The sequence below is a fragment of the Streptomyces sp. NBC_00122 genome, assembly GCF_045160845.1.
GTDB lineage: Bacteria > Actinomycetota > Actinomycetes > Streptomycetales > Streptomycetaceae > Streptomyces.
In genome coordinates, this window is the sequence record NZ_CP108191.1 from 2,422,024 (window position 1) to 2,446,815 (window position 24,792).

Annotated in this window: 21 protein-coding genes, 1 tRNA gene and 1 pseudogene; 11 read left to right on the forward strand and 12 right to left on the reverse strand. The window is 71.0% G+C overall.

The genetic code is table 11. From position 1 onward, the window contains the following. Window positions 1-5 precede the first annotated feature (5 nt). Window positions 6-1,019, reverse strand: coding sequence for an SMI1/KNR4 family protein (locus OG737_RS11335; protein ID WP_328926072.1), 1,014 nt, complete (start codon window positions 1,017-1,019; stop codon window positions 6-8). A gap of 335 nt (window positions 1,020-1,354) precedes the next feature. On the opposite strand from OG737_RS11335, the gene OG737_RS11340 reads away from it, so the two are divergent. Further along, entirely contained in the window at window positions 1,355-1,873 is a 519-nt protein-coding gene (locus OG737_RS11340; RefSeq protein WP_328926073.1) for a YwqJ-related putative deaminase, read from the forward strand. Between the two features lie 2 nt (window positions 1,874-1,875). Continuing rightward, window positions 1,876-2,400 (forward strand): SUKH-3 domain-containing protein, encoded by a 525-nt coding sequence (locus OG737_RS11345; protein ID WP_328926074.1) that lies wholly within the window; start codon window positions 1,876-1,878, stop codon window positions 2,398-2,400. 58 nt (window positions 2,401-2,458) lie between these two features. Here OG737_RS11345 and OG737_RS11350 read toward each other — a convergent pair whose 3' ends face one another. Next, on the reverse strand, window positions 2,459-3,751 hold the full coding sequence (locus OG737_RS11350; protein ID WP_328926075.1) for a histidine kinase: 1,293 nt from the start codon (window positions 3,749-3,751) through the stop codon (window positions 2,459-2,461). Window positions 3,752-3,882: 131 nt separating this feature from the next. Here OG737_RS11350 and OG737_RS11355 point away from each other — a divergent pair. The 6 genes and pseudogenes from OG737_RS11355 (at window position 3,883) to pth (ending at window position 8,738) form a co-directional block, all read left to right on the forward strand. Then, window positions 3,883-4,495: pseudogene (locus OG737_RS11355) on the forward strand (hypothetical protein). Between the two features lie 37 nt (window positions 4,496-4,532). Next, window positions 4,533-4,604 (forward strand) — tRNA-Gln (locus OG737_RS11360). A gap of 109 nt (window positions 4,605-4,713) precedes the next feature. Further along, window positions 4,714-6,159 carry a bifunctional UDP-N-acetylglucosamine diphosphorylase/glucosamine-1-phosphate N-acetyltransferase GlmU gene (gene glmU / locus OG737_RS11365; protein ID WP_328926076.1) on the forward strand — a complete coding sequence of 482 codons (1,446 nt, stop codon included), beginning with the start codon at window positions 4,714-4,716 and terminating at the stop codon, window positions 6,157-6,159. A 134-nt stretch (window positions 6,160-6,293) separates the two neighbouring features. Next, on the forward strand, window positions 6,294-7,271 hold the full coding sequence (locus OG737_RS11370) for a ribose-phosphate diphosphokinase (protein WP_030723354.1): 978 nt from the start codon (window positions 6,294-6,296) through the stop codon (window positions 7,269-7,271). A 192-nt stretch (window positions 7,272-7,463) separates the two neighbouring features. Next, on the forward strand, window positions 7,464-8,048 hold the full coding sequence (locus OG737_RS11375; RefSeq protein ID WP_328926077.1) for a 50S ribosomal protein L25/general stress protein Ctc: 585 nt from the start codon (window positions 7,464-7,466) through the stop codon (window positions 8,046-8,048). A 99-nt stretch (window positions 8,049-8,147) separates the two neighbouring features. Beyond that, complete coding sequence (gene pth / locus OG737_RS11380; RefSeq protein WP_405921482.1) at window positions 8,148-8,738, forward strand: aminoacyl-tRNA hydrolase; 591 nt, start codon at window positions 8,148-8,150, stop codon at window positions 8,736-8,738. Between the two features lie 3 nt (window positions 8,739-8,741). Here pth and OG737_RS11385 read toward each other — a convergent pair whose 3' ends face one another. Together OG737_RS11385 and ppc are read right to left on the reverse strand one after the other, a co-directional pair. Then, entirely contained in the window at window positions 8,742-9,329 is a 588-nt protein-coding gene (locus OG737_RS11385) for a Uma2 family endonuclease (protein WP_328930295.1), read from the reverse strand. 105 nt (window positions 9,330-9,434) lie between these two features. Further along, window positions 9,435-12,203 carry a phosphoenolpyruvate carboxylase gene (gene ppc, locus OG737_RS11390; RefSeq protein WP_405921483.1) on the reverse strand — a complete coding sequence of 923 codons (2,769 nt, stop codon included), beginning with the start codon at window positions 12,201-12,203 and terminating at the stop codon, window positions 9,435-9,437. Window positions 12,204-12,581: 378 nt separating this feature from the next. On the opposite strand from ppc, the gene OG737_RS11395 reads away from it, so the two are divergent. Both OG737_RS11395 and OG737_RS11400 read left to right on the forward strand, forming a co-directional pair. After that, complete coding sequence (locus OG737_RS11395; RefSeq protein WP_328926079.1) at window positions 12,582-13,580, forward strand: acyl-CoA desaturase; 999 nt, start codon at window positions 12,582-12,584, stop codon at window positions 13,578-13,580. Continuing rightward, window positions 13,577-14,251, forward strand: a complete 675-nt coding sequence (locus OG737_RS11400; RefSeq protein WP_386186608.1) for a TetR family transcriptional regulator — start codon at window positions 13,577-13,579, stop codon at window positions 14,249-14,251. Before OG737_RS11395 ends, OG737_RS11400 begins: the two co-directional genes overlap by 4 nt. Before the next feature lie 80 nt (window positions 14,252-14,331). On the opposite strand, the gene OG737_RS11405 is transcribed toward OG737_RS11400, so the two are convergent. After that, window positions 14,332-14,724 (reverse strand): VOC family protein, encoded by a 393-nt coding sequence (locus OG737_RS11405; RefSeq protein ID WP_328926080.1) that lies wholly within the window; start codon window positions 14,722-14,724, stop codon window positions 14,332-14,334. A 2-nt stretch (window positions 14,725-14,726) separates the two neighbouring features. Then, window positions 14,727-15,584, reverse strand: coding sequence for a trans-aconitate 2-methyltransferase (locus tag OG737_RS11410; protein WP_328926081.1), 858 nt, complete (start codon window positions 15,582-15,584; stop codon window positions 14,727-14,729). Window positions 15,585-15,744: 160 nt separating this feature from the next. Between OG737_RS11410 and OG737_RS11415 the strand changes: the two genes are divergently transcribed. Further along, entirely contained in the window at window positions 15,745-16,242 is a 498-nt protein-coding gene (locus OG737_RS11415) for a MarR family transcriptional regulator (protein ID WP_328926082.1), read from the forward strand. Here OG737_RS11415 and OG737_RS11420 read toward each other — a convergent pair. The 6 genes from OG737_RS11420 to OG737_RS11445 form a co-directional block, all read right to left on the reverse strand. Then, window positions 16,201-16,983: a LuxR C-terminal-related transcriptional regulator gene (locus OG737_RS11420; protein WP_405679808.1), complete on the reverse strand. Its 783-nt coding sequence runs from the start codon at window positions 16,981-16,983 to the stop codon at window positions 16,201-16,203. The two genes, OG737_RS11415 and OG737_RS11420, sit on opposite strands and share 42 nt — an antisense overlap. A gap of 476 nt (window positions 16,984-17,459) precedes the next feature. After that, window positions 17,460-18,431 (reverse strand): UDP-glucose 4-epimerase GalE, encoded by a 972-nt coding sequence (gene galE / locus OG737_RS11425; protein ID WP_405921484.1) that lies wholly within the window; start codon window positions 18,429-18,431, stop codon window positions 17,460-17,462. A 97-nt stretch (window positions 18,432-18,528) separates the two neighbouring features. Beyond that, a complete protein-coding gene (locus OG737_RS11430; RefSeq protein ID WP_328930297.1) occupies window positions 18,529-19,221 on the reverse strand; it encodes a LuxR C-terminal-related transcriptional regulator in 693 nt (230 codons plus the stop codon). Between the two features lie 125 nt (window positions 19,222-19,346). Then, window positions 19,347-21,110 carry a PQQ-binding-like beta-propeller repeat protein gene (locus tag OG737_RS11435; protein WP_405921485.1) on the reverse strand — a complete coding sequence of 588 codons (1,764 nt, stop codon included), beginning with the start codon at window positions 21,108-21,110 and terminating at the stop codon, window positions 19,347-19,349. A gap of 40 nt (window positions 21,111-21,150) precedes the next feature. Beyond that, complete coding sequence (locus tag OG737_RS11440) at window positions 21,151-22,812, reverse strand: PQQ-binding-like beta-propeller repeat protein (protein ID WP_328926086.1); 1,662 nt, start codon at window positions 22,810-22,812, stop codon at window positions 21,151-21,153. A 155-nt stretch (window positions 22,813-22,967) separates the two neighbouring features. Further along, entirely contained in the window at window positions 22,968-24,770 is a 1,803-nt protein-coding gene (locus OG737_RS11445; RefSeq protein ID WP_328926087.1) for an ABC-F family ATP-binding cassette domain-containing protein, read from the reverse strand. Window positions 24,771-24,792 lie beyond the last annotated feature (22 nt).

The window sequence follows — 24,792 nt, forward strand, 5'->3', positions numbered from 1 at the left end:
CGCCGTCACCCCTCATCCGAACCGGCACGCATCGCCGCAGCCGGCCCCGCCACGGGAACCGACCGCGCGAATCCGCCGTCCACCATCAGACCGGCCACCGTCTCAAGCTCCGGCGGATTGCCCGCCAACCGCTCCAGAAAGGCGTCGAAATCAACGCCGCACGGCAGCAACAGCCGCTCCACGCGCTCCTGCACCGACCAGCCGTCCTGGTCACGCGCATCGTCGTACGGGGAGAACCACACCGAACCGACGCCCTCGCCCTTCACCTTCAGGGCGAGCAGGCCGCCCTGCACGAAGGCCACGCACAGGTAGTCCTTCGTCAGGTGGTCCCGCAGACACTTGTTGACGTACACCAGGTCGTTGACCGCCGCCTCCTCACGCACCGTGAAGAACGGCTGGTCCACCAGCAGGCCGAGGTCCACGTCCAGCGCCGCGCCGACCGGCGCGCAGCCGCCCGCGGCCTTCAGGAACGAGCGGTACGCCTCCGGCAGCCGGTAGCCGAGGTCCTCCTCGACTCCCTGCACCTGCTGCTCGGAAACCGACACCACCGACTTCGGCAGCCCCAGATGGGCCGGACGCAGCTCCTGCAACGGACGCGTCCCGCGCTTGGTGTGGTCCACCGGCGCCGTCACCAGCCCCGCGTGATGCCGCAGCAGGGCCTTCACCTCGACCGGGACCAGCTCCATGCGCCGCGAACCCGACACGTGGTGCCAGGTCCAGCCGTGCGGGGTGGCCACCGCGCCGACCGTGTCCCACAAGTCGTGCCCGGCCGCCTTCATCGCGGCGTTCGCGGACACGTAGTCCGTCAGCCGCAACTCGTCCACGCCGAAGCCCTCCGGCGGCTCTGCGATCTCCACGGCCGCACGCGCGTACGCGGAGAAGTCCGGATGCCCGTTGCCGCCCATCCGCACTCCATGGGGATGCCGAGCAGCCCGGACCGGGTCCGGGAAATGCACGACCTGCCCCGAATAAGCGGCGTTGGGTGGCGCGGCCTGCTGCCCGAGCCGACCTGTCGTCATGGCGGTAGCCCCCTGCTGGATCTGGCTGGTTCACCACAGCCTATGCGCTGGGGCAAGGGGCTCACCCGCGCACGACCGGCACACCCGGCCCGCGGCCGGGAACATCCGAATTGATACGAATATTCGACCCCGCTTCCGCATGACAGGTGCCATTTGGCAGGCTGGGCCCTCAGCACGGGGGCGTGCGCGACAGCGGCCACCACCGCCGCCACGGGAGGGAAAGCGCGACCATGCACAACACGGCAGCACGCACAGATCCGGCCGACGCCACCCCGGGAACCCCCGGACCAGCAGGCCCACCCGGACCGCCGGCACCCGTGGGACCACCCGTCCCCATGCCACCACCGGCCACGGCCTCCGAAGCCGGCGGCCCCACAGGCGACCCCCGCCTGCGCTGGAGCAGCACCGACGGCCGCCCCGCCGCACCCGTCCTGCGCTTCCGCCGCGACGGCATCCTCCCCACCATCGCCGCCGCCCTCTCCGTACGCGGCGAAACCCTCACCGGCACCGCGGGCAAAGCCGACCACCCACCCGTACTCCACCCCCTCGTGCAGGACTTCCTCGACACCCTCACCAGCGGCCAGCGCGAACGGTTCACCGGCCGCTGCCCGGAAGCGATCCTGCTCTCCCGCCACCTCGCCGCCGTCGAAGGCGCCCGCTCCCGGCGCGCCTCCCGCAAACCCCTCTCCCCGAGCGAAGCCCGCCGCTCCCTCAAACACGCGAAAATCACCGCCCGCCGCATCCGCGAGGACGGCGACCCCCTCCACGGCAGCTACGCACCCCCCTGCCGCTCCTGCGACGCACTCCTCGCCCACTTCGGCGTACGCCCCGTCGACCTCACCCCCTCCGAGTAGCCATGACCACCGCCTCAGCCTCCTACGACCGCTCCTCGGCCACCCGCTTCCCCGTCGCCGTGGACTCCGCCCTGCGCACCGCCGGCTGGGAATCCGGCCGCTGGGACATCAAACAGGCCGAATTCTGGGCCGATGCCCTCCGCGACCACACCACCCCCGCCGGACACCGGCACGAGGTCTTCCCCGCCGCCGTCGAAGCCTGGGCCGAATTCGGCGGCCTCACCGTCAACGCCTCCGGCACGGGCCGCCAGATAGCCCCCGTCACCATCCGCCTCGACCCGCTCACCGGCCTGCACCTCGCCCGCACCTTCGCCGACCTCGGCCGCGCCCTGTCCACCCAGCTCTGCCCACTCGGCGTCGAGGCCGACGGAAGCTCCCACCTCGCCATCGACCGCGAAGGCCGCGTCTACGGCATCGACCACACCGGTGACTGGTACCTCGGCGGCAGCCTCGACGAGGCCCTCACCCTCCTCCTCACCGGCCTCCAGCCGACCCGCCTCACCACCGGCCAGGACCCCGCTCCGTAGCGACGAGGCGGGGCGGGTCGGGTCGGGGCGGGGCGATCCACGAATCACCGGCGAGGACCTACGGACAATGGCCCGGCAGCACCGCCGACACCTTGAAACCCCCCGCGTCCGTCGGACCCGAGACGAACACCCCGCCCAGCCCGAGCACCCGCTCCCGCATCCCCACCAGCCCGTTGCCCCCGCTGGGCAGACCCGGCTGGGCGGCCATCCCGTCGCACGGCCCGTTCTCCACCTGCATCGCCACCTCCCCCTCCCGGTGCGCGAGCCGGACGGTCACCCGCGCGCCGGGAGCGTGCTTGTGACAGTTCGTGAGGGCCTCCTGCACCACCCGGTACGCCGTCTGCTCCACCTCCGCCGCGTACCCCGCCCCCTCGCCCTGCACCACCACCTCCACGGCCATCCCGGCCGCGCGCGACTGCCCCACCAGCGCCTCCAGCTCGTCCAGCGAAGGCCCGTCGTCGAAACCCCCCACGTGGGGGTACGTCCCAGCCGTAGCCGGGGGAGCCACCGACGTGGCGGCCACCGCCGCCACCGCGGGCCTCACCGGCTTCTCGGCGGCCCGCAGCACCCCCAGCATCTCCCGCAGCTCCGTCAGCGCCTGCCGGCCCATGTCCCCCACCAGCGCGGCGTTCCTCGCCGCCCGCGCCGGATCCTTCGCCGCGATCGCCTCCAGCGCCGCCGCGTGCACCACCATCAACGACACCCGGTGCGCCACGACGTCGTGCATCTCCCGCGCGATCCGGGTCCGCTCCTCCGTACGGGCCCACTCGGCCCGCTCCTCCGCCCGGTCCGCCAGCAGCGACAACTCCCGTTCCAGCGAATCCGCCCGCTCCTGCAAGCTCTCCATCAGCCGCCGCCGGGCCCCCATGTACAGCCCGGACAGCACCGGCGGCACGGTCAGCGCCACCGCCACGAACCCGGACAGCGCGACCACGAGCAGGGGGTCGGCCTCGACATCCCCCCTCGTCCGCAGATACATCACCACGAACGTCGCGGCCAGCGACATCGAGGCCAGCGTCGCGATGATCCGCCGCGGCACCTCGGACGAGGCCAGCGTGTACAGCCCCACCACCGCGAGCAGGAACCCCATCGCGGCCGGCGCCACGGCGATCCCCACCAGCACCACGGCGACCGGCCACCGCCGCCGCAGCACGAGCACGGCCCCCACGACGAACCCGAACAGCACCCCGACCGCGGTCGGCACCCCGGCCGCACGCGCGAAGTCGATGCCCTCCCAGGCGCACTCCAGGGCGGACACGCCGCCGAGCACCACGTCCGCGACGGCATCCCGCCGCCGCGCCCACCACAAAGGCGGCCCAGCGCGCCCTTCCACTTCCCCCGTACCGGTCATGCCGACCAGCGTACGCAGCGCCCCCAGCACAGACAGGGTCGGAATTCCGGCAAACCCCCGGTCATCGCACGCACGACTGAACCGTCCGCTGACCGAGACCTGAATCCCGTATTCCGGACGACACTGGCGGCATGACCGCAATCCGACGTCGCCCCGGCGACGGCACCGGCGGCCTCCGCACGGGCACCGCGACCTTCGACTCCCTCCGCGAGAAGGCGGTGGCCCTGCGCCGCGAGGACCTCAGCCGCCGCGAGATCCGCGACCGCCTGCCGCCCACAACAACGACATCCTCAACCGGCTCCTGGAGGGCGAGCCGCCCCCGGAATGGACCAAGCGCCCCAACGCCGAGGACGACCTGCGCGACCGGGCCCGCGAGCTCCGCCTCCAGGGCATGACTTACGACCGGATCCAGGTCGAGCTCGACTACTCGAAGAGCTCGATCTCCCTCTGGGTCCGCGCCCTCCCGAAGCCGACCGGACGAAGGACCCCCGCGGAACAGGCCCGACCGGCCTCACGTCGTCGCTGGGAGCACGAGAACACCGTCCGGGACGAGCAGCGGAGCCGCGCCAAAGAGTCGGCGGCGCGTTCGCCAGGACGACCCTCAAGAAGCACAACCCCAAGACCACCCGGAAGAACGTCGGCGAGAACTACCGGGGCTGCCCCGTCCTTTGCGTCAGCCGAAGCGCGGACATCTACCGTCGCATCGAAGGCGCCTGGTGCGGCATAGTAGGAGCCGTCGGCTAGATCACCGGGCAGAGATGTCCGTTTCAGTCGGAAATAGTCCCCTGTGGTGTAATTGGCAGCACTGAGGCTTTTGGTGCCTTATGTCCGGGTTCGAGTCCTGGCGGGGGAGCCTTATGGGTTCGGGTCCTGACCTCCACGGTCAGGACCCGCCCTCGTTTCCGGCCCTTAACGCCCCGGTATCCTTCACGGGTCCACCCCCGAAGCCGAAGGGCATCCCCGTGAGCGCCAACCGCCCGGCAGCCGTCGTCGTACTCGCAGCGGGTGAAGGCACCCGCATGAAGTCGGCCACTCCCAAGGTCCTGCACGAGATCTGCGGGCGCTCGCTCGTCGGTCACGTCGTCGCCGCCTCCCGTGAGCTGGACCCCGCCCACCTCGTCGTGGTCGTCGGGCACGCCCGGGAGCAGGTCACCGCGCACCTCGGCGCGATCGACGCCGGAGTGCGCACGGCCGTCCAGTACGAGCAGAACGGCACCGGCCACGCCGTCCGGATGGCCCTCGAAGAGCTCGGCGGGGTCGTCGACGGCACCGTGATCGTCGTCTGCGGCGACACCCCGCTGCTGACCGGCGAGACCCTCAAGCAGCTCGCGGCGACGCACGAGGCCGACGGCAACGCCGTCACCGTGCTCACCGCCGAGGTGCCGGACTCCACCGGCTACGGGCGCATCGTCCGGGACGCCGGCGGCGCCGTGACCGCCATCGTCGAGCACAAGGACGCCACCGACACCCAGCGCGCCATCCGCGAGATCAACTCCGGCGTCTTCGCCTTCGACGGCGCCCTGCTCGCCGACGCGCTCGGCAAGGTGCGCACCGACAACAGCCAGGGCGAGGAGTACCTCACCGACGTGCTGGGGATCCTGCGCGAGGCCGGCCACCGCGTCGGTGCGGCCGTCGGCAGCGACCACCGCCAGATCCTGGGCATCAACAACCGCGTCCAGCTCGCCGAGGCCCGTGCCCTGCTGAACGCGCGGCTGCTGGAGCAGGCCATGCTCGCGGGTGTGACGGTCGTGGATCCGGCCAGCACGTCTCTGGACGTCACCGTCACCTTCGGGCAGGACGCCCTCATCCACCCGGGGACGCAGCTCCTCGGCTCCACCCACATCGCCGAGGGGGCCGAGGTCGGCCCGAACACCCGGCTGAAGGACACCCGGGTGGGCCAGGGCGCGCGCGTGGACAACACGGTGGCGGACGGTGCCGTCATCGGCGAGCTGGCTTCCGTGGGTCCGTTCGCGTACCTGCGTCCGGGGACGACCCTCGGCACGAAGGCCAAGGCCGGTACGTACGTGGAGATGAAGAACGCGACGATCGGCGAGGGCACCAAGGTGCCGCACCTGTCGTACGTGGGCGACGCGACGATCGGCGAGTACACGAACATCGGCGCGGCGAGCGTCTTCGTGAACTACGACGGTGAGCACAAGCACCACACCACCGTCGGCTCACACTGCAAGACGGGCTCGGACAACATGTTTGTGGCGCCCGTCACCATCGGGGACGGCGCCTACACGGCCGCCGGGTCCGTGATCACGAAGGACGTTCCGCCCGGTGCGCTGGCCGTGGCCCGTGGCCAGCAGCGGAATATCGAGGGCTGGGTGGCCCGCAAGCGTCCGGGAAGCGCTGCCGCGACGGCGGCCCAGTCGGCGGTCCAGGTGGACTCCGACAGCCGTTGAGGTGAACTGACCGGAAACGGGTACGCCTGGGACGGCGTACCGTGATAGGTGCACGCAATTCGGCTGGCTCACCGTGTGCGGGACGGACGCACGCGGGGGCGAGCAGCTTTCAACACGTCTGAGGAGACAGTGCTGTGACCGGGATCAAGACGACCGGCGAGAAGAAGCTGATGCTCTTCTCCGGCCGCGCCCACCCCGAGCTGGCCGAGGAGGTCGCGCACCAGCTGGGAGTCGGCCTCGTGCCGACCAAGGCTTTCGACTTCGCGAACGGTGAGATCTACGTCCGCTTCCAGGAGTCGGCTCGTGGCGCGGACTGCTTCCTGATCCAGAGCCACACGGCTCCGATCAACAAGTGGATCATGGAGCAGCTGATCATGATCGACGCGCTGAAGCGCGCGTCGGCGCGCTCCATCACCGTGATCATCCCCTCCTACGGGTACGCCCGCCAGGACAAGAAGCACAAGGGCCGCGAGCCGATCTCGGCCCGCCTGGTCGCGGACCTGCTGAAGACCTCGGGTGCGGACCGCATCCTGACGGTCGACCTGCACACCGACCAGATCCAGGGCTTCTTCGACGGCCCGGTGGACCACCTGTCGGCCCTGAACGTCCTCGCGGACTACGTGGGCGCCAAGGTGGACCGTACGAAGCTGACGATCGTCTCCCCGGACGCCGGCCGCGTGCGTGTCGCCGACCGCTGGTGCGACCGCCTGGACGCGCCGCTGGCGATCGTGCACAAGCGCCGTGACAAGGACGTCGCCAACCAGGTGACCGTCCACGAGGTCGTCGGTGAGGTCAAGGGCCGCGTCTGCGTCCTGGTCGACGACATGATCGACACGGGTGGCACCATCTGTGCCGCGGCCGACGCGCTGTTCGCGCACGGTGCCGAGGACGTCATCGTGACGGCCACGCACGGCATCCTGTCGGGCCCGGCCGCCGACCGTCTGAAGAACTCCAAGGTCAGCGAGTTCGTCTTCACGAACACCCTGCCGGACCCGTCCGACCTGGAGCTCGACAAGATCACGGTGCTGTCGATCGCCCCGATGATCGCGCGCGCGGTGCGCGAGGTCTTCGAGGACGGCTCGGTCACCAGCCTGTTCGAAGAGCAGCAGTAGGCGTCACAGCAGATCCTTATGCTGTGATCATTTTTGTGGGCGGCCTCCCCGCCGGGTAGACTCGTGAAGTTGCTCGGCGAGGGAGGCCGCACTTTCATGTGCGGGCACTCCGTTATCGACGCGCTCTTCGTAGCAGGCCGTTCCGGCCGGGTGACTGTCGTCCTTTTTTCCGTCACCCCACGAGGAGTGAGCATGTCCGAGGTCAAGCTTTCCGCCAAGCTCCGTGATTCCTTCGGCAAGGGCTCTGCCCGCCAGGCCCGTCGTGACGCCCTGACCCCGGGTGTCATCTACGGCCACGGCACCGACCCGAAGCACGTCAACGTCGACGCCCACGCGCTGCAGCTGGCGCTGCGCACCCCGAACGTCCTGATCTCCCTGGACATCGCGGGCGGCGGCACCGAGCTGGTCATCCCGAAGGCCGTGCAGAAGCACCCCCTGAAGCGCTCGATCTCCCACGTCGACTTCCTGATCGTCAAGAAGGGCGAGAAGGTCACCGTCGACGTCGCGATCGTCACCGAGGGCGAGCTGGCCGCCGGCGGCAACATGCTGGAGACCCTCCAGAACACCATCTCCGTCGAGGCCGAGGCCACCCACATCCCGACCGAGGTCACCGTCTCGATCGCGGGCCTGGAGGCCGGCGCCACCATCCACGCCTCCGACCTGGTCCTGCCGGCCGGCACCACCCTGGCCGTCGACGGCGACATCGCCGTCCTGCAGGTCGTCTCCCCGCAGGCCGAGGAGCCGGCCGCCGAGGAGACCGAGGGCGCCGAGGCCTGAGCCTCGCCCTCTCCCCTCAGCAGTTGCTGACCGACCGCCGTCCGGCTCCACTGGAGCGGGACGGCGGTCGTGTTTCGCCCAGGACCTAAGGAGCTTTTGATGTCGGACGACACGGCGCCCTGGCTGATCGTCGGCCTCGGCAATCCGGGGCCGGAGTACGCGGGCAACCGCCACAACATCGGTTTCATGGTGGCCGACCTGCTGGCGGAGCGGATCCGCGGGAAGTTCAAGGCGCACAAGGCCCGGGCGCAGGTGGTGGAGGGTCGCATGGGCCTGCCGGGGCCGGCCAATCGGCGGGTGGTGCTGGCCAAGCCGATGACGTACATGAACCTGTCGGGCGGGCCGGTGACGGCGTTGCGTGACTTCTACAAGGTGCCGGTGGAGCGGATCGTCGCGATCCATGACGAGCTCGACATCGACTACCCGACGCTGCGTCTGAAGCTGGGTGGCGGGGACAACGGTCACAACGGTCTGAAGTCGATGACGAAGTCGATGGGTCCGGACTACCACCGGGTGCGCTGCGGTATCGGCCGGCCGCCGGGCCGGATGCAGGTGGCGGACTTCGTGCTGAAGGACTTCTCCTCGACGGAGCGCAAGGAGCTGGACTGGTTCGTGGACCGGGCGGCGGATTCCGTGGAGTGCCTGATCCAGGAGGGCCTGGAGCGGGCCCAGTCCACCTACAACTCCTGAGGGCTACAGCTCGTCGAGCCCGTCGAAGTCGATTTCAGCGGCGAAGGGCCGGTCGACGCTGAACGGCTTGGTGTGGATCCCCTGGCAGACGTAGGCGCGTGTGTGGGGGTCCAGCTCGTAGACGTACACGACCGGCTCGATCGCTTCGTCGCCCTCGATCTTGACGATCCAGTAGTTCGGGATGCCGGCAGCGGCGTACTTGTGCAGTTTGGTCTTGGTGTCCCGAGCCTCGGACTCGGGCGAGACCACTTCGACTGCGAGCAGGACGTCGGCGGCGTAGAAGTGGGTCTGCATGGGGCTCGTGCAGGCTTCTCGCCGCACGACTGAGATGTCCGGTTCGGGCCCGTTGCGCTTGTCGATCACCACGGTCATCTCTCGCGCGACCCTCGTGTGCCGGGGGGCAGTCAGCCGCAGCCGGGTGACAAGGAAGTCGATCAGATCGGAGTGGATGAAGCGTTGCGGACTCACGAAGACCAGGCTCCCGTCGATCAGCTCTGTGTGTCGCGGGAGGTCCGGCAGCGTCAGCAGGTCGTCCACCGTGTACCCGTCCAACGGCGGCCTTGACCAGTCGTGTACGGGCTCGGCAGTCATGGTTGCTCCCATGGACGGCATTCTGATCCTGGGAACCCACGGTAGCGCCCGGTATCCGCGTCCGTCATCACAAAGGGTGACGGACACGGATACCGGGGCGCCGCGTCAGCCGGTGTTGCGCAGGCCGGCCGCGACGCCGTTGACGGTGAGCAGCAGGGCGCGGGCGAGGAGCGGGTCGGGCTCCTCGCCGCGGGCGGCGGCGGCGCGCTGGCGGGCGAGCAGGGACACCTGGAGGTAGGAGATGGGGTCGAGGTAGGCGTCGCGTACGGCGAAGGTCTGCTGGAGCACCGGGTGGGAGTCCAGGAGCTTCTCGCCGCCGGTGATGCGCAGGACCTCGCGGACGGTGAGCTCGTGCTCGGCCTCGATGCGGGCGAAGACGTGCTTGAGGTCGTCCGGTACGAGGGTGTCGACGTAGTGGCGGGCGATCCGCAGGTCGGTCTTGGCCAGCGTCATCTCGACGTTGGACAGGAAGTTGCGGAAGAAGTGCCACCGCTCGCCCATTTCGGCGAGGACGTCTCCTTGGCCGGCTTCGCGCAGGGCCTTGAGGCCGGAGCCGACTCCGTACCAGCCGGGGACGATCTGGCGGGACTGGGTCCAGCCGAAGACCCACGGGATGGCGCGCAGGCCGTCGAGGCCGGCGCCGGAGTCGGGGCGGCGGGAGGGGCGGGAGCCGAGGTGGAGGTCGGCGAGCTGGTCGACCGGGGTCGCGGCGAAGAAGTACGAGGGGAGGTCCGGGTCCTCGACGAGTTCGCGGTAGGCGGCGTGCGCGGCGTCGGAGACGGTGTCCATGGCCGCGTCCCAGCGGGCGAGGGCCTCGTCGGACTGGCGGGGCGCGGTGTGCAGGGCGGAGGCCTGCAGGGTGGCCGCGACGGTCAGTTCGAGGTTCTCGCGGGCGAGGGAGGGGACGAGGTACTTGTCGGAGATGACCTCGCCCTGTTCGGTGACCTTGATCTCGCCTTCGAGGGTGCCCCAGGGCTGGGCGAGGATCGCGTCGTGGGAGGGGCCGCCGCCGCGGCCGACGGTGCCGCCGCGGCCGTGGAAGAGGCGCAGGCGCACCCCGTAGCGGTGGGCGACGTCGCGGAGCCGGCGCTGGGCGCGGTGGATCTCCCACTGGCTGGTGGTGATGCCGCCGAACTTGGAGGAGTCGGAGTAGCCGAGCATGACCTCCTGGACGTCGCCGCGCAGGGAGACCAGGCGCCGGTAGGAGGGGTCGGCGAGCATCTCGTCGAGGATGACGTCGGCGGCGCGGAGCTCGTCGGTGGTCTCCAGGAGCGGGACGATGCCGATCTTGGCCCAGCCGGCGTGGAGGTCGATGAGGCCGGCTTCGCGGGCGAGGACGGCGGCGGCGAAGACGTCGTCGGCGCCCTGGCACATCGAGATGATGTAGGACTCGATGACCTCGGGGCCGAACTTCTCGAAGGCGTCCTTGATGGCGAGGAAGACGCCGAGGGTCTTGTGGCCGGCGGCGTCGAGGGGGGCCGGGGTGGGGGCGAGGGGGCGGCGGGAGCGGAGTTCCTTGGCGAGGAGCTTGCCGCGGTAGTCGCGCGGCATGTCGGCGTAGCGCCAGGACTCCTCGCCGAGCCGGTCGAAGAGCTGGCCGAGCGCGTGGTGGTGGGCGTCGGCGTGCTCGCGTACGTCCATGGTGGCGAGCTGGAGGCCGAAGGCGGCCAGGGTGCGGATGGTGCGGTCCATGCGGCCGTCGGCGAAGAGGGCGCCGCGGTGTTCGCGCAGGGAGGTCTGGATGAGGGTGAGGTCGGTGAGCAGCTCGGCGGTGCCGAGGTAGTCGCGGCCTTCCTCGTGGGGGGTGCCCTTGGCGAGGCGCTCGCGGGTGTTGAGGAGCTTCTGCCGGATGCAGGTGGCCTTGAGGCGGTACGGCTCCTCGGCGTTCAGCCGCTTGTAGCGCGGGCTGATCTCGGGGAGGCGTTCGAGGTCGGCCTGGAGGGAGGCGAGGAGTTCCTCGGTGGCGCCGGTGTAGCGGATGGAGTTGGACAGCAGGCCGCGCAGGAAGTCGATGAGTTCGAGTGCGTCGGTGATGCCGTGTTCGTGCTGGAGGATCAGCACGTCCCGGGTGACGTCGGGGGTGACGTTGGGGTTGCCGTCGCGGTCGCCGCCGATCCAGGTGCCGAAGGTGAGGGGGCGGGTGCCGGCGGGGAGTTCGACGCCGACGCGCTGGAGTTCGGCGGCGAGGTCTTCGAGGACGTCGCCGACGGCGCCGGCGTGCAGCTCGTCGAGGTAGTAGATGGCGTTGCGGGCCTCGTCGGCGGGCTCTGGGCGGACGACACGCAGTTCGTCGGTCTGCCAGACGAGGTCGATGTTCTCGGCGAGGCGCAGGTCGTGGCGGCGGCGGTCGCCGGCGCCGGTGACGGGCTCCTCCAGGAGGGCGGCGATGCGGCGCAGCTTGCCCAGGACGCTGCGGCGGGCCGCCTCGGTGGGGTGCGCCGTGAAGACGGGGCGGACGTTGAGGTTCTTGACCGTCTCGCGCAGGTGCGCGGGGTCGGCGTCCTTGAGCATGTCGGCGGTGCGGGCGAGGAGCCCGCCTTCGGCGGCGCGGTGGGCGCGCAGTTCCTTGCCGCGGTGCACCTGCTCGGTGACGTTGGCGAGGTGGAAGTAGGTGGAGAAGGCGCGCACGAGCTTGGCGGCGGTCTCCAGGTCGGTGTCGCCGAGGAGGGCGGCGGCTGCCTCGCCGTCGGTGCGGGTGAGGGCACGGACGCGTTCGACGAGGTCGAGGAGGTCCTGGCCTTCCTGGCGGACGAGGGTCTCCCCGAGGAGGTCGCCGAGGCGGCGGATGTCCGCCCGCAGCTCCGCGTTGGCGGTGGCGGTGGCGGCCGGGGTGACGGGGGCCTGGCCCTGGGGGGCCTGGTCAGCACTGCTCACAGGTGCGGCTCCTTGCAGTGTTCGAGCGCTACTGGGCGGTGGGCTCCCGGCCGTGCGCGGCGTCGCCGCTCCTGAGGTGCGCAGCTCGGGCTGCCCGTGCGGACCGCGCTGTCCGACGGGACCAGGATAGGTGTCCGAGGCGCGTGCCTGGGCAAATGTCTCAGCAGGCGGCTGGTGAACCGCTCGCGGCGCGCTCTTGTGTGGTAACCGGGGCGCCTCGTTGCGGTCACTTCGCCGCCGTCCGGCCGTCCCGGCCGCGCTCCTGTTGCCTCGGGCCCGCCCTTTGCCATACTTACGATGCCGTAGGTTACGGGTCCGTAGGGTCCGCGATCAGGCTTCCTTGCTCCTCACCCTCTCCTCACCCCCCAGGGGACACCTATGACCATCAGTCCCGATCTGGCCGAGGACGTCGCCGCGTCCTCCGGCACGTCCACGCCGTCCGCGTCGTCCGTGCCTTCCGCGACGCTCGGCGGCGAGAACAAGCGTTCCATCGAGCAGATCGCCCTCCTGCTGTTCATCACCGTTCCCTTCCTGGCGCTGCTGGCGGCGGTTCCGCTGGCCTGGGGCTGGGGGGTGAGCTGGCTGGACCTCGGCCTGATGGTCTTCATGTACTTCCTGGCCTGCCACGGGATCACGATCGGCTTCCACCGTTACTTCACGCACGGTTCCTTCAAGGCGAAGCGGCCGCTGCGGATCGTTCTCGCCGTGATGGGTTCGATGGCGGTGGAGGGCCCGCTGGTGCGCTGGGTGGCGGACCACCGCAAGCACCACAAGTACTCGGACCACGAGGGCGACCCGCATTCGCCGTGGCGGTTCGGCGAGACGCTGCCGGCGCTGATGAAGGGCCTGTGGTGGGCGCACATCGGCTGGCTCTTCGACGAGGAGCAGACCGATCAGCAGAAGTACGCCCCTGACCTGATCAAGGATCCGGCGATCCGGCGCATCTCGCGGGACTTCATCTTCTGGACGATGGTGTCGCTGGCGATCCCGCCGCTGGTGGGCGGTCTGGTGACGATGTCCTGGTGGGGTGCGTTCACGGCGTTCTTCTGGGGCTCGCTGGTGCGTGTCGCGCTGCTGCACCACGTGACGTGGTCGATCAACTCGATCTGTCACGCGGTGGGCAAGCGGCCGTTCAAGTCCCGGGACCGCTCGGGCAACGTGTGGTGGCTGGCGGTGCTGTCCTGCGGGGAGTCCTGGCACAACCTGCACCACGCCGACCCGACGTCGGCCCGGCACGGGGTGCTGCGCGGCCAGGTCGACTCCAGTGCCCGGCTGATCCGCTGGTTCGAGCAGCTGGGCTGGGCCACGGACGTGCGCTGGCCCTCGCAGGGCCGCATCGACGCCCGGCGCAGGGAAAACGAACCGAACGCGGCATGATGGGGGGTGTGGCGATCGACGGCGGTAATTCCAGCAGCGACAAGCCCAGGCGTGGCCGCCGGGTGAGGATGACGGGCGCGGAGCGGCGCCAGCAGCTGCTGGACATCGGCCGGACCCTGTTCGCGGAGAAGGGTTTCGAAGGCACCTCGGTGGAGGAGATCGCGGCGAAGGCCGGGGTGTCCAAGCCTGTGGTGTACGAGCACTTCGGGGGCAAGGAGGGGCTCTACGCGGTCGTCGTGGACCGGGAGATGCGCCAGCTGCTGGACGGGGTGACGGGCGCGCTGACGGCAGGGCATCCGCGGGAGCTGCTGGAGCAGGCGGCGTTCGCGCTGCTGGACTACATCGAGTCCTACACGGACGGCTTCCGGATCCTCGTACGTGACTCCCCGGTCGCGCAGTCGACGGGCACCTTCGCCTCGCTGATCAGTGACATCGCCACGCAGGTGGAGGACATCCTGGGCCTGGAGTTCAAGGCCCGGGGCTTCGACCCGAAGCTGGCCCCGCTGTACGCGCAGGCGCTGGTGGGAATGGTGGCGCTGACGGGGCAGTGGTGGCTGGACGTCCGCCGCCCGAAGAAGGCCGAGGTGGCGGCGCACCTGGTGAACCTGGCCTGGCACGGGCTGGACGGGCTGGAGTCGAAGCCGCAGCTGGTGGGCCGGCGCAAGAGCTGAGCCGCGTACCGTGCGCGGCCCTGTACGACGGCGCCCCGCCACCGGATCTCCGGTGGCGGGGCGCCGTCGTACAGCCGGCGTCAGCCGACCGGGTCCGGGCCGTGCGGCTGCGGGCTGTGCGGTTCCAGGAATTCGAGCCGGTTGCCCACGGGGTCCTCGGAGTAGAAGCGGCGGTGGCCCGGCAGGTTGTCGTCCCAGACGACCGTGGCGCCCCGCTCCCGGAGTCTGCTCGCGTAGGCGACGATGCCGGTCACCCGCAGTCCCGGGTGGGCCTTGCGGGCGGCCCGGAAGTCCTCCTCCACGCCGAGGTGCAGCTGGACCGGGCCGGCGGCGAACCAGCAGCCGCCCCGCGCGGCGAGGACGGCCGGTTTGGGGATCTCGTTCATGCCGAGGACCTCGGTGTAATAGGCCCGCAGCCGGCCCTCCGATCCGGGCGGCGCGGCGAGTTGGACGTGGTCGACGGCGGTCAGCACGGTCAGGCCTCCTTGCGGGCGATGGCGAAGATCCTTCGGAACGGGAAGACGGTGCCGCGCGGCCCGGACGGGTAGGCCTCGCGCAGCCGGTCGCGGTACTCGGCGAGGAAGGCGTTCACGGCGTCCCGGTCGTCGCCGAGGGCGGTGAGGACGGGCCGCAGCGCGGTGCCCTTGACCCAGTCGAGCACCGGGTCGGGGCCTTGGAGCAGTTGGTGGTAGGTGGTCTCCCAGACGTCCGCGGCGCAGCCGAGCTCGGTGAACCGGGCGAGGTATTCGGCGGGTTCGAGGAGATGGATGTAGCGGGTGCCGTGCCCGGCGAGGCGGGACCGCCAGCGCGGGGCGTCGCAGAGTTCGGCGAGTATGGCGTGGCTGGGGGCGCTGAAGTTGCCGGGGACCTGGAAGGCGAAGGTGCCGCCGGGGCGCAGGCCGTTGATCCAGGCGCCGAAGGAGCCGGGGTGGCCCGGGACCCACTGGAGGGCGGCGTTGGAGACGATCAGGTCGTAGGGCTCTTCGGGCAGCCAGCCGACGAGGTCCGCGTGGCGGAAGTCGAGGCTGCCGCCGCCGTCGGTGGGGCCGCCGTACTCCTCGGCGGCGCGGTGGAGCATCTGCGGCGAGAGGTCGAAGCCGGTGATGCGGGCCTCGGGCCAGCGTCCGGCGATCAGGGCGGTGACGTTGCCGGGTCCGCAGCCGAGGTCGGCGATGCGGGCGGGCCTGGTGGGGAGTTCGGGTATGCGGGTCAGGAGGTCCAGGAACGGGCGGGTTCGATGGCCGGCGTGCCGGAGGTACTGATGGGGATCCCAGGTGGGTGCGGAGGGCGCGGTGGCCGCGGGAATCCCGGCCTGTGCCGTGTCGGAATGCATGTTCGAGCCTCCCTGCTGGCGGGTCGGTCGGAAGCGGAATCTGCTCCGGCCCCTCCATGCCCCATGCTCGCTCCCTTTATATCTCGATGTCAAGATACTTGATCACGAGATGCATGACATGAAGAGACTTCATGTCGACAGACCCCTTACACTGATCCGCATGGAGGACGAGGTCGACCGACTTGTAGCGGCATGGCGGCGGGAGCGCCCTGACCTCGACGTGGAACCGCTCGAGGTGCTGAGCCGCGTCAGCAGGCTCGCGCGCCACCTCGACCGGGCACGTCGGCTGGCCTTCTCCGAGCACGGCCTGGAGCCGTGGGAGTTCGACGTCCTGACCTCGCTGCGGCGCGCGGGCGCGCCCTACCAGCTCTCTCCCGGCCAGTTGCTGACGCAGACCCTGGTCACCTCCGGCACGATGACCAACCGCATCGACCGGCTCGCCAAGAAGGGCCTCGTCGAGCGGCTGCCGGACCCCAGCGACCGCCGGGGGGTCCTGGTGCGGCTGACCCCCGAGGGCCGGGACCGCGCCGACCAGGCCCTCGCCGGACTGCTGGCCCAGGAACGGGCGATCCTGGCCCAGCTCTCGCAGAACCAGCGCGGCGATCTCGCCGCGCTGCTACGCCAGTTGACCGCTCCGTTCGACAACATCCCCGGCTAGGTCGGCGGGCCGTACGCCGGCCCGCCGGGCCAGCGCCACCGCGGCGAGGGTGGAGTGCACCCCGAGCTTGCCCAGCACGTTCTGCATGTGGGTGCGGACGGTGTGCGGGGACAGGAACAGCCGCGCCGCCACGTCCTTGCGGCCCAGCCCCGCCACCATGCAGCGCAGCACCTCGTGCTCGCGCGGGGTGAGCGACTCGACGAGACGTTCGCTGTCCGTACGGTGCTTGCGCGCCGCGGTCAGTTCGCGCAGGACTCCGGTGAGCAGCGCGGGCGGCAGGTGGGTCTCCTCGCGCAGGACACCCCGGATGACGGCCAGCAGCCGCGAGAGCGAGCAGTCCTTCGCCACCCAGCCCGAGGCTCCGGCCTGCAGCGCGAGGGCCGCCCGGCGGGGGTCGTCGCGCTCCGCGAGGACGACCGTGCGCACCCCGGGGTGGGACACCCGCACCCCGGCGACCAGCGCGATCCCGTCCGATGCGGGCGGCGGCCCGGAGCCGGAGCCCGGCTCCCGCTGGCCGGGCACTCCCCCGGCGGCGGTGCCCACGACGGCGCCGAGATCGGCGTCGACCAGCATGACGTCGAAGCGGCGGCCCTCGGCCGCCGCGCGTTCGAGACAGCGCAGCGCGGCGGGGCCGCTGCCGGCCGCGGACACGTCCACGTCCGGCTCGGCCGTGAGCGCGGCCGCGAGCGATTCGGCGAAGATGCGGTGATCGTCGACCACGAGAACCCGGATACGAGCCACAAAACCCCCAAGGGTCGGGGAACGGACGACGGCGGGTACGACGCCCGGACCGGGTGATCCGCAGCTGCCGCGACCGCCGCCGTGACATCTCTGCACTACCCCGGACCGGACGTCGTACCCGACTTGTCTCGACCCCTGATCAACACCGGCCCCCACCGGTGTCACGCATCAGCGTAGGGCGCCGGGGGCTCGGGGTTGGCCGAATAGCAGAAGTTTTTCCCGCGATTTTCCGGCGAGGGAGTGCTGAACCGCCTTTATGGTGGCTTGATTTCACCTGCACTGATGGCCCGGATGGCGGCTTGCGGACCGGCGCGTGCCACCGGCAGTTGCACGCTGCGCGTTTCACCCGGCGTGTGCACGCCGGGCGCCCGCGCAGAGCGCCCGGCGCCAGCGCGTTCCGGATGGGCGCACGCCCCCCGGACCGGAGGGCCGGGGGGCGTGCGGGGAAAGCAGTGGTGCGGGTGGGCACCCGTGGTTCAGGAAGTGTGCGTCCTCGCGAAGTTCCACGCGTCCGTGATGATGCCGGTGAGGTCCGGGCGGCTCGGGGTCCAGCCCAGGCGCTCGTGGGCGGTGCGGGCGGAGGCGACGAGCGTCGCCGGGTCGCCGGCCCGGCGCGGGGCGATCACCTCGGGGATCTCCTGCCCGGTCACCTTGCGGACCGTCTCGACGACCTCGCGGACCGAGAACCCGGCGCCGTTGCCCAGGTTGCAGATCAGGTGCTCGCCGGCGGCGGCCGCCTGCAGCGCCGCCAGGTGGGCCTCCGCCAGGTCCGCGACGTGGATGTAGTCGCGTACGCAGGTGCCGTCCGGGGTCGGGTAGTCCTCGCCGAACACCGAGATCGACTCCCGCTCGCCCAGGGCGACCTGGAGGACCAGCGGGATCAGGTGGGTCTCGGGGCTGTGCCGCTCACCGAACTCCCCGTACGCGCCCGCCACGTTGAAGTACCGCAGCGACACCGCGGCCAGGCCGTGCGCCACGCACTCCCCCGCGATCATGTGGTCCACGGCCAGCTTCGAGGCCCCGTACGGGTTGGTCGGCGCGGTCACCGAGGCCTCCGTCAGCAGGCCCTCCGTCGGCTCCCCGTAGGTGGCGGCGGTGGAGGAGAACACCAGCTTGCGCACGCCCGCACCGCGCATGGCGGCGAGCAGGGCGAGGGTGCCGCCGACGTTGTTCTCCCAGTACTTGCCCGGGTTCACCACGGACTCGCCGACCTGCGAGAAGGCCGCGAAGTGCAGCACCGCGTCGTAGGAGGAGTCCAGGTACTCGGCGGCGTCCTGGATCCGGCCTTCGATGAACTCGGCACCCGCCGGCACTCCTGCGCGGAAGCCGGTGCTGAGGTCGTCGAGGACGGTGACCTCGTGGCCCGCCTCCAGGAGGTGGGCCGCGACCACGCTGCCGACGTAGCCGGCGCCGCCGGTCACCAGGTACTTGTTCGCCGTCTTGCTCACTCGCCTACTGCCTCTCGCGGGGGACCACGCGCCGGGTGTCTGCGCATGCAGACACTGGCTTACCCGATGAGGGCGCCCGCGGGGAAATCGGCCCCCGTCAGGCCTGGACGGCAGCGGGCGGCGCCGCCGGCACCGCCCGGTCCAGCAGACCGGTACGGGCGGCCAGCGCGGCGGCCTCCAGCCGGGAGCCCACGCCCAGCTTCATCAGCACCCGCTGTACGTGGGTACGGGCGGTGCTCGGCGCGATGGCCATGCCCGCCGCGATGAGACGCGTGTCCTCGCCCTCGGCGACCCGGACCAGCACCTCCACCTCGCGCGGGGTGAGCAGCCGCAGCAGCCGGCTGCCCTCGTCGTCGGGCTGGGCCGCGGGGTTGAGGAGCTCCGCGAAGGCTCCGTGCAGCAGCTGCGGGGCGATCGCCACCTCGCCCGCCCTGGCCTTGGCCAGCGCCCGCTCCACGCCCTCGATGCGCTCGTCGTGGCGTACGTACCCCGAGGCGCCGGCGGCGAAGGCGGCCGCGATCCCGCGCGGGCTGGGCACTGGGCCGAGGACGACGACGGCGATCTGCGGGCGCTCCCGCCTGATGCGGACGACGGGCTCGAACACGCCCGGCTCGGCGGGGGTGGCGGTGCCGAAGAGGCAGACCTCCGGGGCGCGGCCGACGACCAGTTCGGCGGCTCCCGCGGCCGGGGCGGCGGCGGCGAGCACCCGGTGTCCCCGCAGTTTCAGGGCAGAGGCGAGCGCCTCGGCCAGCAGCCGGTGCTCGTCGACCACGACGACCCGTACGCCCATTGCGGCACCCACCCCCCACCCTTCTGCCCCGGCAAGCTACACGCTTGTTCGACGGCGCGCGGGTGTTACCGCGCAGAAGCCCCCGGAAGGCGGACCTTCCGGGGGCTTCGTGGACGCGGGGCCGGTCAGCTCGCGGTGAAGGCGGTGAAGATGTACTCCGGGTCGGACGTGGCGGAGTACGGCTTCTTGACCGTCGTACGCGCGATGAAGAGCTTGCCGTTGTGGTAGCGGTACTCGTGGTGGTCGGGCAGGTAGGCCGTCTCGATGCGCTGGGTCACCTTGTCCGACGGGTTCTCCATCAGGACGGTTTCCTTCATCGTCTTGCCGTCGATGCTGACGATCTGGCCGCCCTTGTCGTACGGGGGGTCCTTGTAGACGATGATGTTCGACCCGTCCATGCGCAGCGGGTACAGCTGGTACCGCTCGCCCGCGTCGGCGCGGTCGCTGGTCTGCTTACCGGTCTCCAGGTCGAAGGAGAGCAGCTCGTTGGTCTTGGCGTAGGGGTCCTGGCCCTGGTGCTCGTACGAGGGCAGGTAGAGCTTGCCGTTGCCGACGACGAAGCTGGTGCACGTCTCGACCTCGGTGCCGCAGTCACCGCCGAAGTTGCCGGAAGAGAGCGAGATGCGCGCCTTCAGCTGGCCCGCCGGGTCGACGACGAAGAGGTCGCTGACGCCGCTGGCGTTCTTGGCGGTCTTGCCGACGTCGGCGGAGACGATCAGGGGCTTGGTGGAGACGATGCCGGCGTTCTCGATGCCCGCGGAGAGCTTGTACGAGGACTGCGGGGCGCCGGTGGCCGGGTCGAGGACCTGTGCGTACAGGGTTTGGTTGGGGCTCCGGCCGCACTTGCGGATGGCGGCGAGGGCCTCGCCGCCGGCGTAGCCCGCGTCGTAGCAGCCTTCACCGTCCGTCTTGGGCACCCACAGCGACTTGCCGTCGGCGAGGTTCCAGGCGGCGCCGCCCGAGGAACCGCCCGCGGCGACGGTCTGCCCGCTGAGGGTGACCTCGTAGTAGGACGCGGGCTTGTCGCCGCTGGTGGCGCTCTTGGCGTTGCCGGTCCAGACGAGCTTGCCGGCGTTCAGGTCGATGACGCCGACCTCGGTGCACGGCGGGTACTTGTTCTCCGGCGTGGCCGCCGCGGGCCTGAAGAGCACCGCCGACTTGTTGTCGCTGACGTGCGAGGTGGCGCCGCAGATTTCTCCCGGGAGGGGCACCTCCCACTTCTTGCCGCCGTCGACGAGGTTGTAGCCGACGATCTTCGACACGTCGGACTTGATGTAGGTGGTGTCGGTCAGCCAGGAGCCGGCGACCTGGACCATCTCCTCCGGCGTCGGGCTCGGCTGGTTGACCAGCACCTTCGACTTGGTGCTGGCGGGCACCTTCTCGGTGCCGCCCGCGCCTGCCTGGCCCTTGTCCTCGCCCGGTTTGGCGGGACCGCCGTCCGCGGTGTCCTGCTTGCCGCCGCCGTCGCCGGAGACGTACCAGAGGCCGCCGCCGACGATGAGGACGATGGCCAGGAGGGCCGCGCCGACGATCATCAGCTGGTTGCGCTTGTCGTTGCTGCCGCCGCCGCCCGCGCCGGCTGCCGCCGGGGGCTGGGCGGTGTGCATGGGCGTGGTGGGCGGTCCGAAGGGCGCCGGGGTGCCGGGCTGCTGTGGGTAGCCGTAGCCGGGTCCGGGCTGCTGCGGGTATCCGTACGCGGGCTGCCCGGCGGGCGGCGCGGCGGGCGGCGCGGCCGGCTGCTGCTGCTGCGGGGACGCGGCGGGTGGCTGCTGCGGGGGCGCCGGCGGTACGGGCGGTGCCGGCGGCTGACCGAACCCGCCCGGCGGCGGATCCTGCGGCGCTCCGAAGCCGCCGGACGGCGGCTGGCTGGGGGGCGGCGGGGTACTCATGTGTCGCTACTGCCTCTCGGTGGACTGCTCGGGGACGCGTTCACTTGCCGAAGACCATCAGGAACTTCTCGTCCTTGCCCCGGGCGAGCAGATGCGTGACGGAGAGGAAGAACCGCCCGTCCACGTAGTCGGCCTTCGGGGAGTAGAAGGAGCTCTCCACCGGGGCGGCCGGGCCTGACGGGTGGCGCAGGAGCGCGGTGGGCTCGCCGCCCGCGGCCGGGATCGACAGGACCTCGCCGCCCTTGTCGTACTCCGCCTTGCGGTAGGCGATCAGCTGGCCGTTCGCGGCCTCGACGAGGGTGAGGGTGCGCTTGTCGCCAGCCGGGGTGCGCCACTTGGCCTTGCCGGAGGCCAGGTCGAAGGCGACGATCTCGTTGCCGGTGCCGGCCTCGGTCGCCGTGGGCAGGTAGAGCGTGTTGGAGTCGACGAGGCCTGCGGCGCAGCCCTGGAGGGACCGGCTGAAGGAGCTCTTGCAGCCGCTCGCGAAGCTGCCCTCGCCGGTGACGGTGGCGCGCTGCTTGCCGTCGGGTCCGATGACGACGATGGAGCGTTCCTTCTTCTCCTCGTTGCCGATGTCGAGGACGAGCGGGTCCACCGAGTAGACGCTGGAGACCTTGAAGCCCTTGGGGAGCTTGAAGGACCAGGTCGACTTGCCGGTGGCCGGGTCGGCGTCCTTGACCTCGACGGTGCGGTCGGCGTCCTGGCAGGTGGCGATGCCGATCATCTTGCCGTTGCCGCCGAGGTAGGAGCCGGTCATGCAGCCCTCGGACGGGGTCGCGAAGAGCTTGTCGCCGGTGCTGACCTTGAAGACGCTGGCGCGGGTGACCCGGTTGACGGAGACGGCGTCGCCGGTAAGGCTCAGGCTGGGACCGGCGAAGAGGTCGAAGATGCCGTCCTTGGGCACTTCCTTCGTCCAGCCCTCCTTGCCCGCCTTGAGGTCGACCATGCGCATCTGATTGCAGTCGGCGGTGTCGCTCTCGCCGTTCCTGAACAGGACGACGGTCTTGCCGTCGGCGGTCATCTGGTCCGTGACGGCGCAGATGTCACCGGGGAAGGAGATCGTCCACTTCTCCTTGCCGTCGGCCGCGCCGTAGCCGGTGAGGTTCTTCCAGACGGTCTTGGCGACGGTGTCGCCGACGACCCACTGGCCGTCGGTGTCGGCTCCGACGCCGGGGCCGTCGATCTTGGCGGTCTTGAGCCAGAGGACCTTGTCCTCGCCCTGCTTGCGGGCGGAGTTGAGGTCGCCTTCCCCGGCTCCGTTGCCGCTGCCGTCGCCGTTGTCGACGGAAGGGGAGCCGGAGGGCTTGGCGTCGGGGGACGTGGACTCCTGCGCGACGGGCGGCTTGGGGTCCTTGTCGTCCTTGAGGAAGCCGACGTATGCGACGGTGCCGGCGACGAGCACGGCGGCGACCGAGGCGGCGATCAGGACGCCTCGCTTCTTCTTCGGCGTCATGCCGGAGGAGGGCTGCGGCATTCCCGGCAGGCCGGGGGGCGGCGGCGGGTAGTAGGCCGGCTGCTGCGGGGCGGTGGGCGGCTGCTGGGCGTACGGGTTCTCGCCCTGCTGCGGCGCGGTGGGCGGCTGCTGGGCGTACGGGTTCTCGCCCTGCTGCGGGTAGCCGTAGCCGGGCTGCGGCGGGCCGGGGAGGTGCCCGTAACCGGAAGGAGTCGGCGGCTGGTTCGGCGGCTGGGGCGGCTCGGTCATCAGCGCGTACCTTCGGTGTCAGGGTGGTGGAAGATGACCTTTCTATCACTCACACCGGCCTTGGGCCGGGCCGGTCCGCCCCCTGTTCCCAAGGGAGGACCGGCCCGTGACGCCCCCGTTATCCGGCCAGTTGGCCGCGCGGGGCGGCCCGGGGCCTACGCCTCCTCGGCCAGCTCCAGCCAGCGCATCTCCAAATCGTCGCGGTCCGCGAGGAGTTCCCGGAGCTCCGCGTCGAGCTTGGCCACCTTGTCGTAGTCGGTGGAGTGCTCGGCGATCTGGGCGTGCAGGCTGCTCTCGCGGTCCGAGAGCTTGTTCAGCTGCCGCTCGATCTTCTGGAGTTCCTTCTTCGCGGCGCGGGAGTCCCCGGAGGCGCTGGACTTCGCGGCGGCCGCGGCCGGGACGGGCGCCGGGGCGGCCGCCTCGATCATCCGCTGGCGGCGCTCCAGGTACTCGTCCAGGCCGCGCGGCAGCATCCGCAGGCTCGCGTCGCCGAGCAGCGCCATCACGGTGTCGGTGGTGCGCTCGATGAAGAACCGGTCGTGGGAGATCACGATCATCGATCCGGGCCAGCCGTCGAGGAGGTCCTCCAGCTGGGTCAGGGTCTCGATGTCGAGGTCGTTGGTGGGCTCGTCGAGGAAGAGGACGTTGGGCTCGTCCATCAGCAGGCGCAGGATCTGCAGTCGGCGCCGCTCGCCGCCGGAGAGGTCGCCGACGGGCGTCCACTGCTTCTCCTTGGTGAAGCCGAACTGCTCGCACAGCTGGCCCGCCGTCATCTCGCGGCCCTGGCCGAGGTCGACGCGGTCGCGGACGCGCTGGACGGCCTCCAGGACGCGCAGGGACGGGTCGAGTTCGCCGACCTCCTGGGAGAGGTAGGCCAGCTTGACGGTCTTGCCGACGGCGATCTGTCCGGCGGCGGGCTGGGTCTCGCCCTGGGTGCGGGCGGCCTCGGCCAGGGCGCGCAGCAGGGAGGTCTTGCCGGCGCCGTTGACGCCGACGAGGCCGATGCGGTCGCCGGGGCCCAGGTGCCAGGTGAGGTGCTTCAGCAGCGTCTTGGGGCCGGCCTGGACGGTGACGTCCTCCAGTTCGAACACGGTCTTGCCGAGGCGGGCGTTGGCGAAGCGCATCAGTTCCGAGCGGTCGCGCGGCGGCGGCACGTCGGCGATGAGCTCGTTGGCGGCCTCGATGCGGTAGCGGGGCTTGGAGGTCCGGGCGGGGGCGCCGCGGCGCAGCCAGGCCAGCTCCTTGCGCATCAGGTTCTGCCGCTTGGACTCCTCGGTGGCGGCGATCCGCTCGCGCTCGGCGCGGGCGAAGACGTAGTCGCTGTAGCCGCCGTCGTATTCGTGCACGTCGCCGCGCTGGACGTCCCACATGCGGGTGCAGACCTGGTCGAGGAACCAGCGGTCGTGGGTGACGCAGACCAGGGCCGAGCGGCGTTCCTGGAGGTGTCGGGCGAGCCAGGCGATGCCCTCGACGTCGAGGTGGTTGGTGGGCTCGTCGAGTACGAGGAGGTCCTGGTCGGCGATGAGCAGCTTGGCGAGCGCGATGCGGCGGCGCTCGCCGCCGGAGAGCGGGCCGATGACGGTGTCGAGGCCCTGGCCGAAGCCGGGCAGGTCGAGTCCGCCGAACAGGCCGGTCAGCACGTCGCGGATCTTGGCGTTGCCGGCCCACTCGTGGTCGGCCATGTCCCGGATGATCTCGTGGCGGATGGTGGCCGCGGGATCGAGGGAGTCGTGCTGGGTGAGGACGCCCATGCGCAGGCCGCTGTTCTGGGTGACGCGGCCGCTGTCGGGCTCCTCCAGTTTGGCCAGCATCCGGATGAGGGTGGTCTTCCCGTCGCCGTTGCGGCCGACGACACCGATCCGGTCCCCCTCGGACACGCCGAGGGAGATGCCGTCGAGCAGGGTACGTGTGCCGTACACCTTGCTGACTGCCTCGACATTGACCAGATTGACGGCCATCAGACGCGCTCCAGGGAAGGGT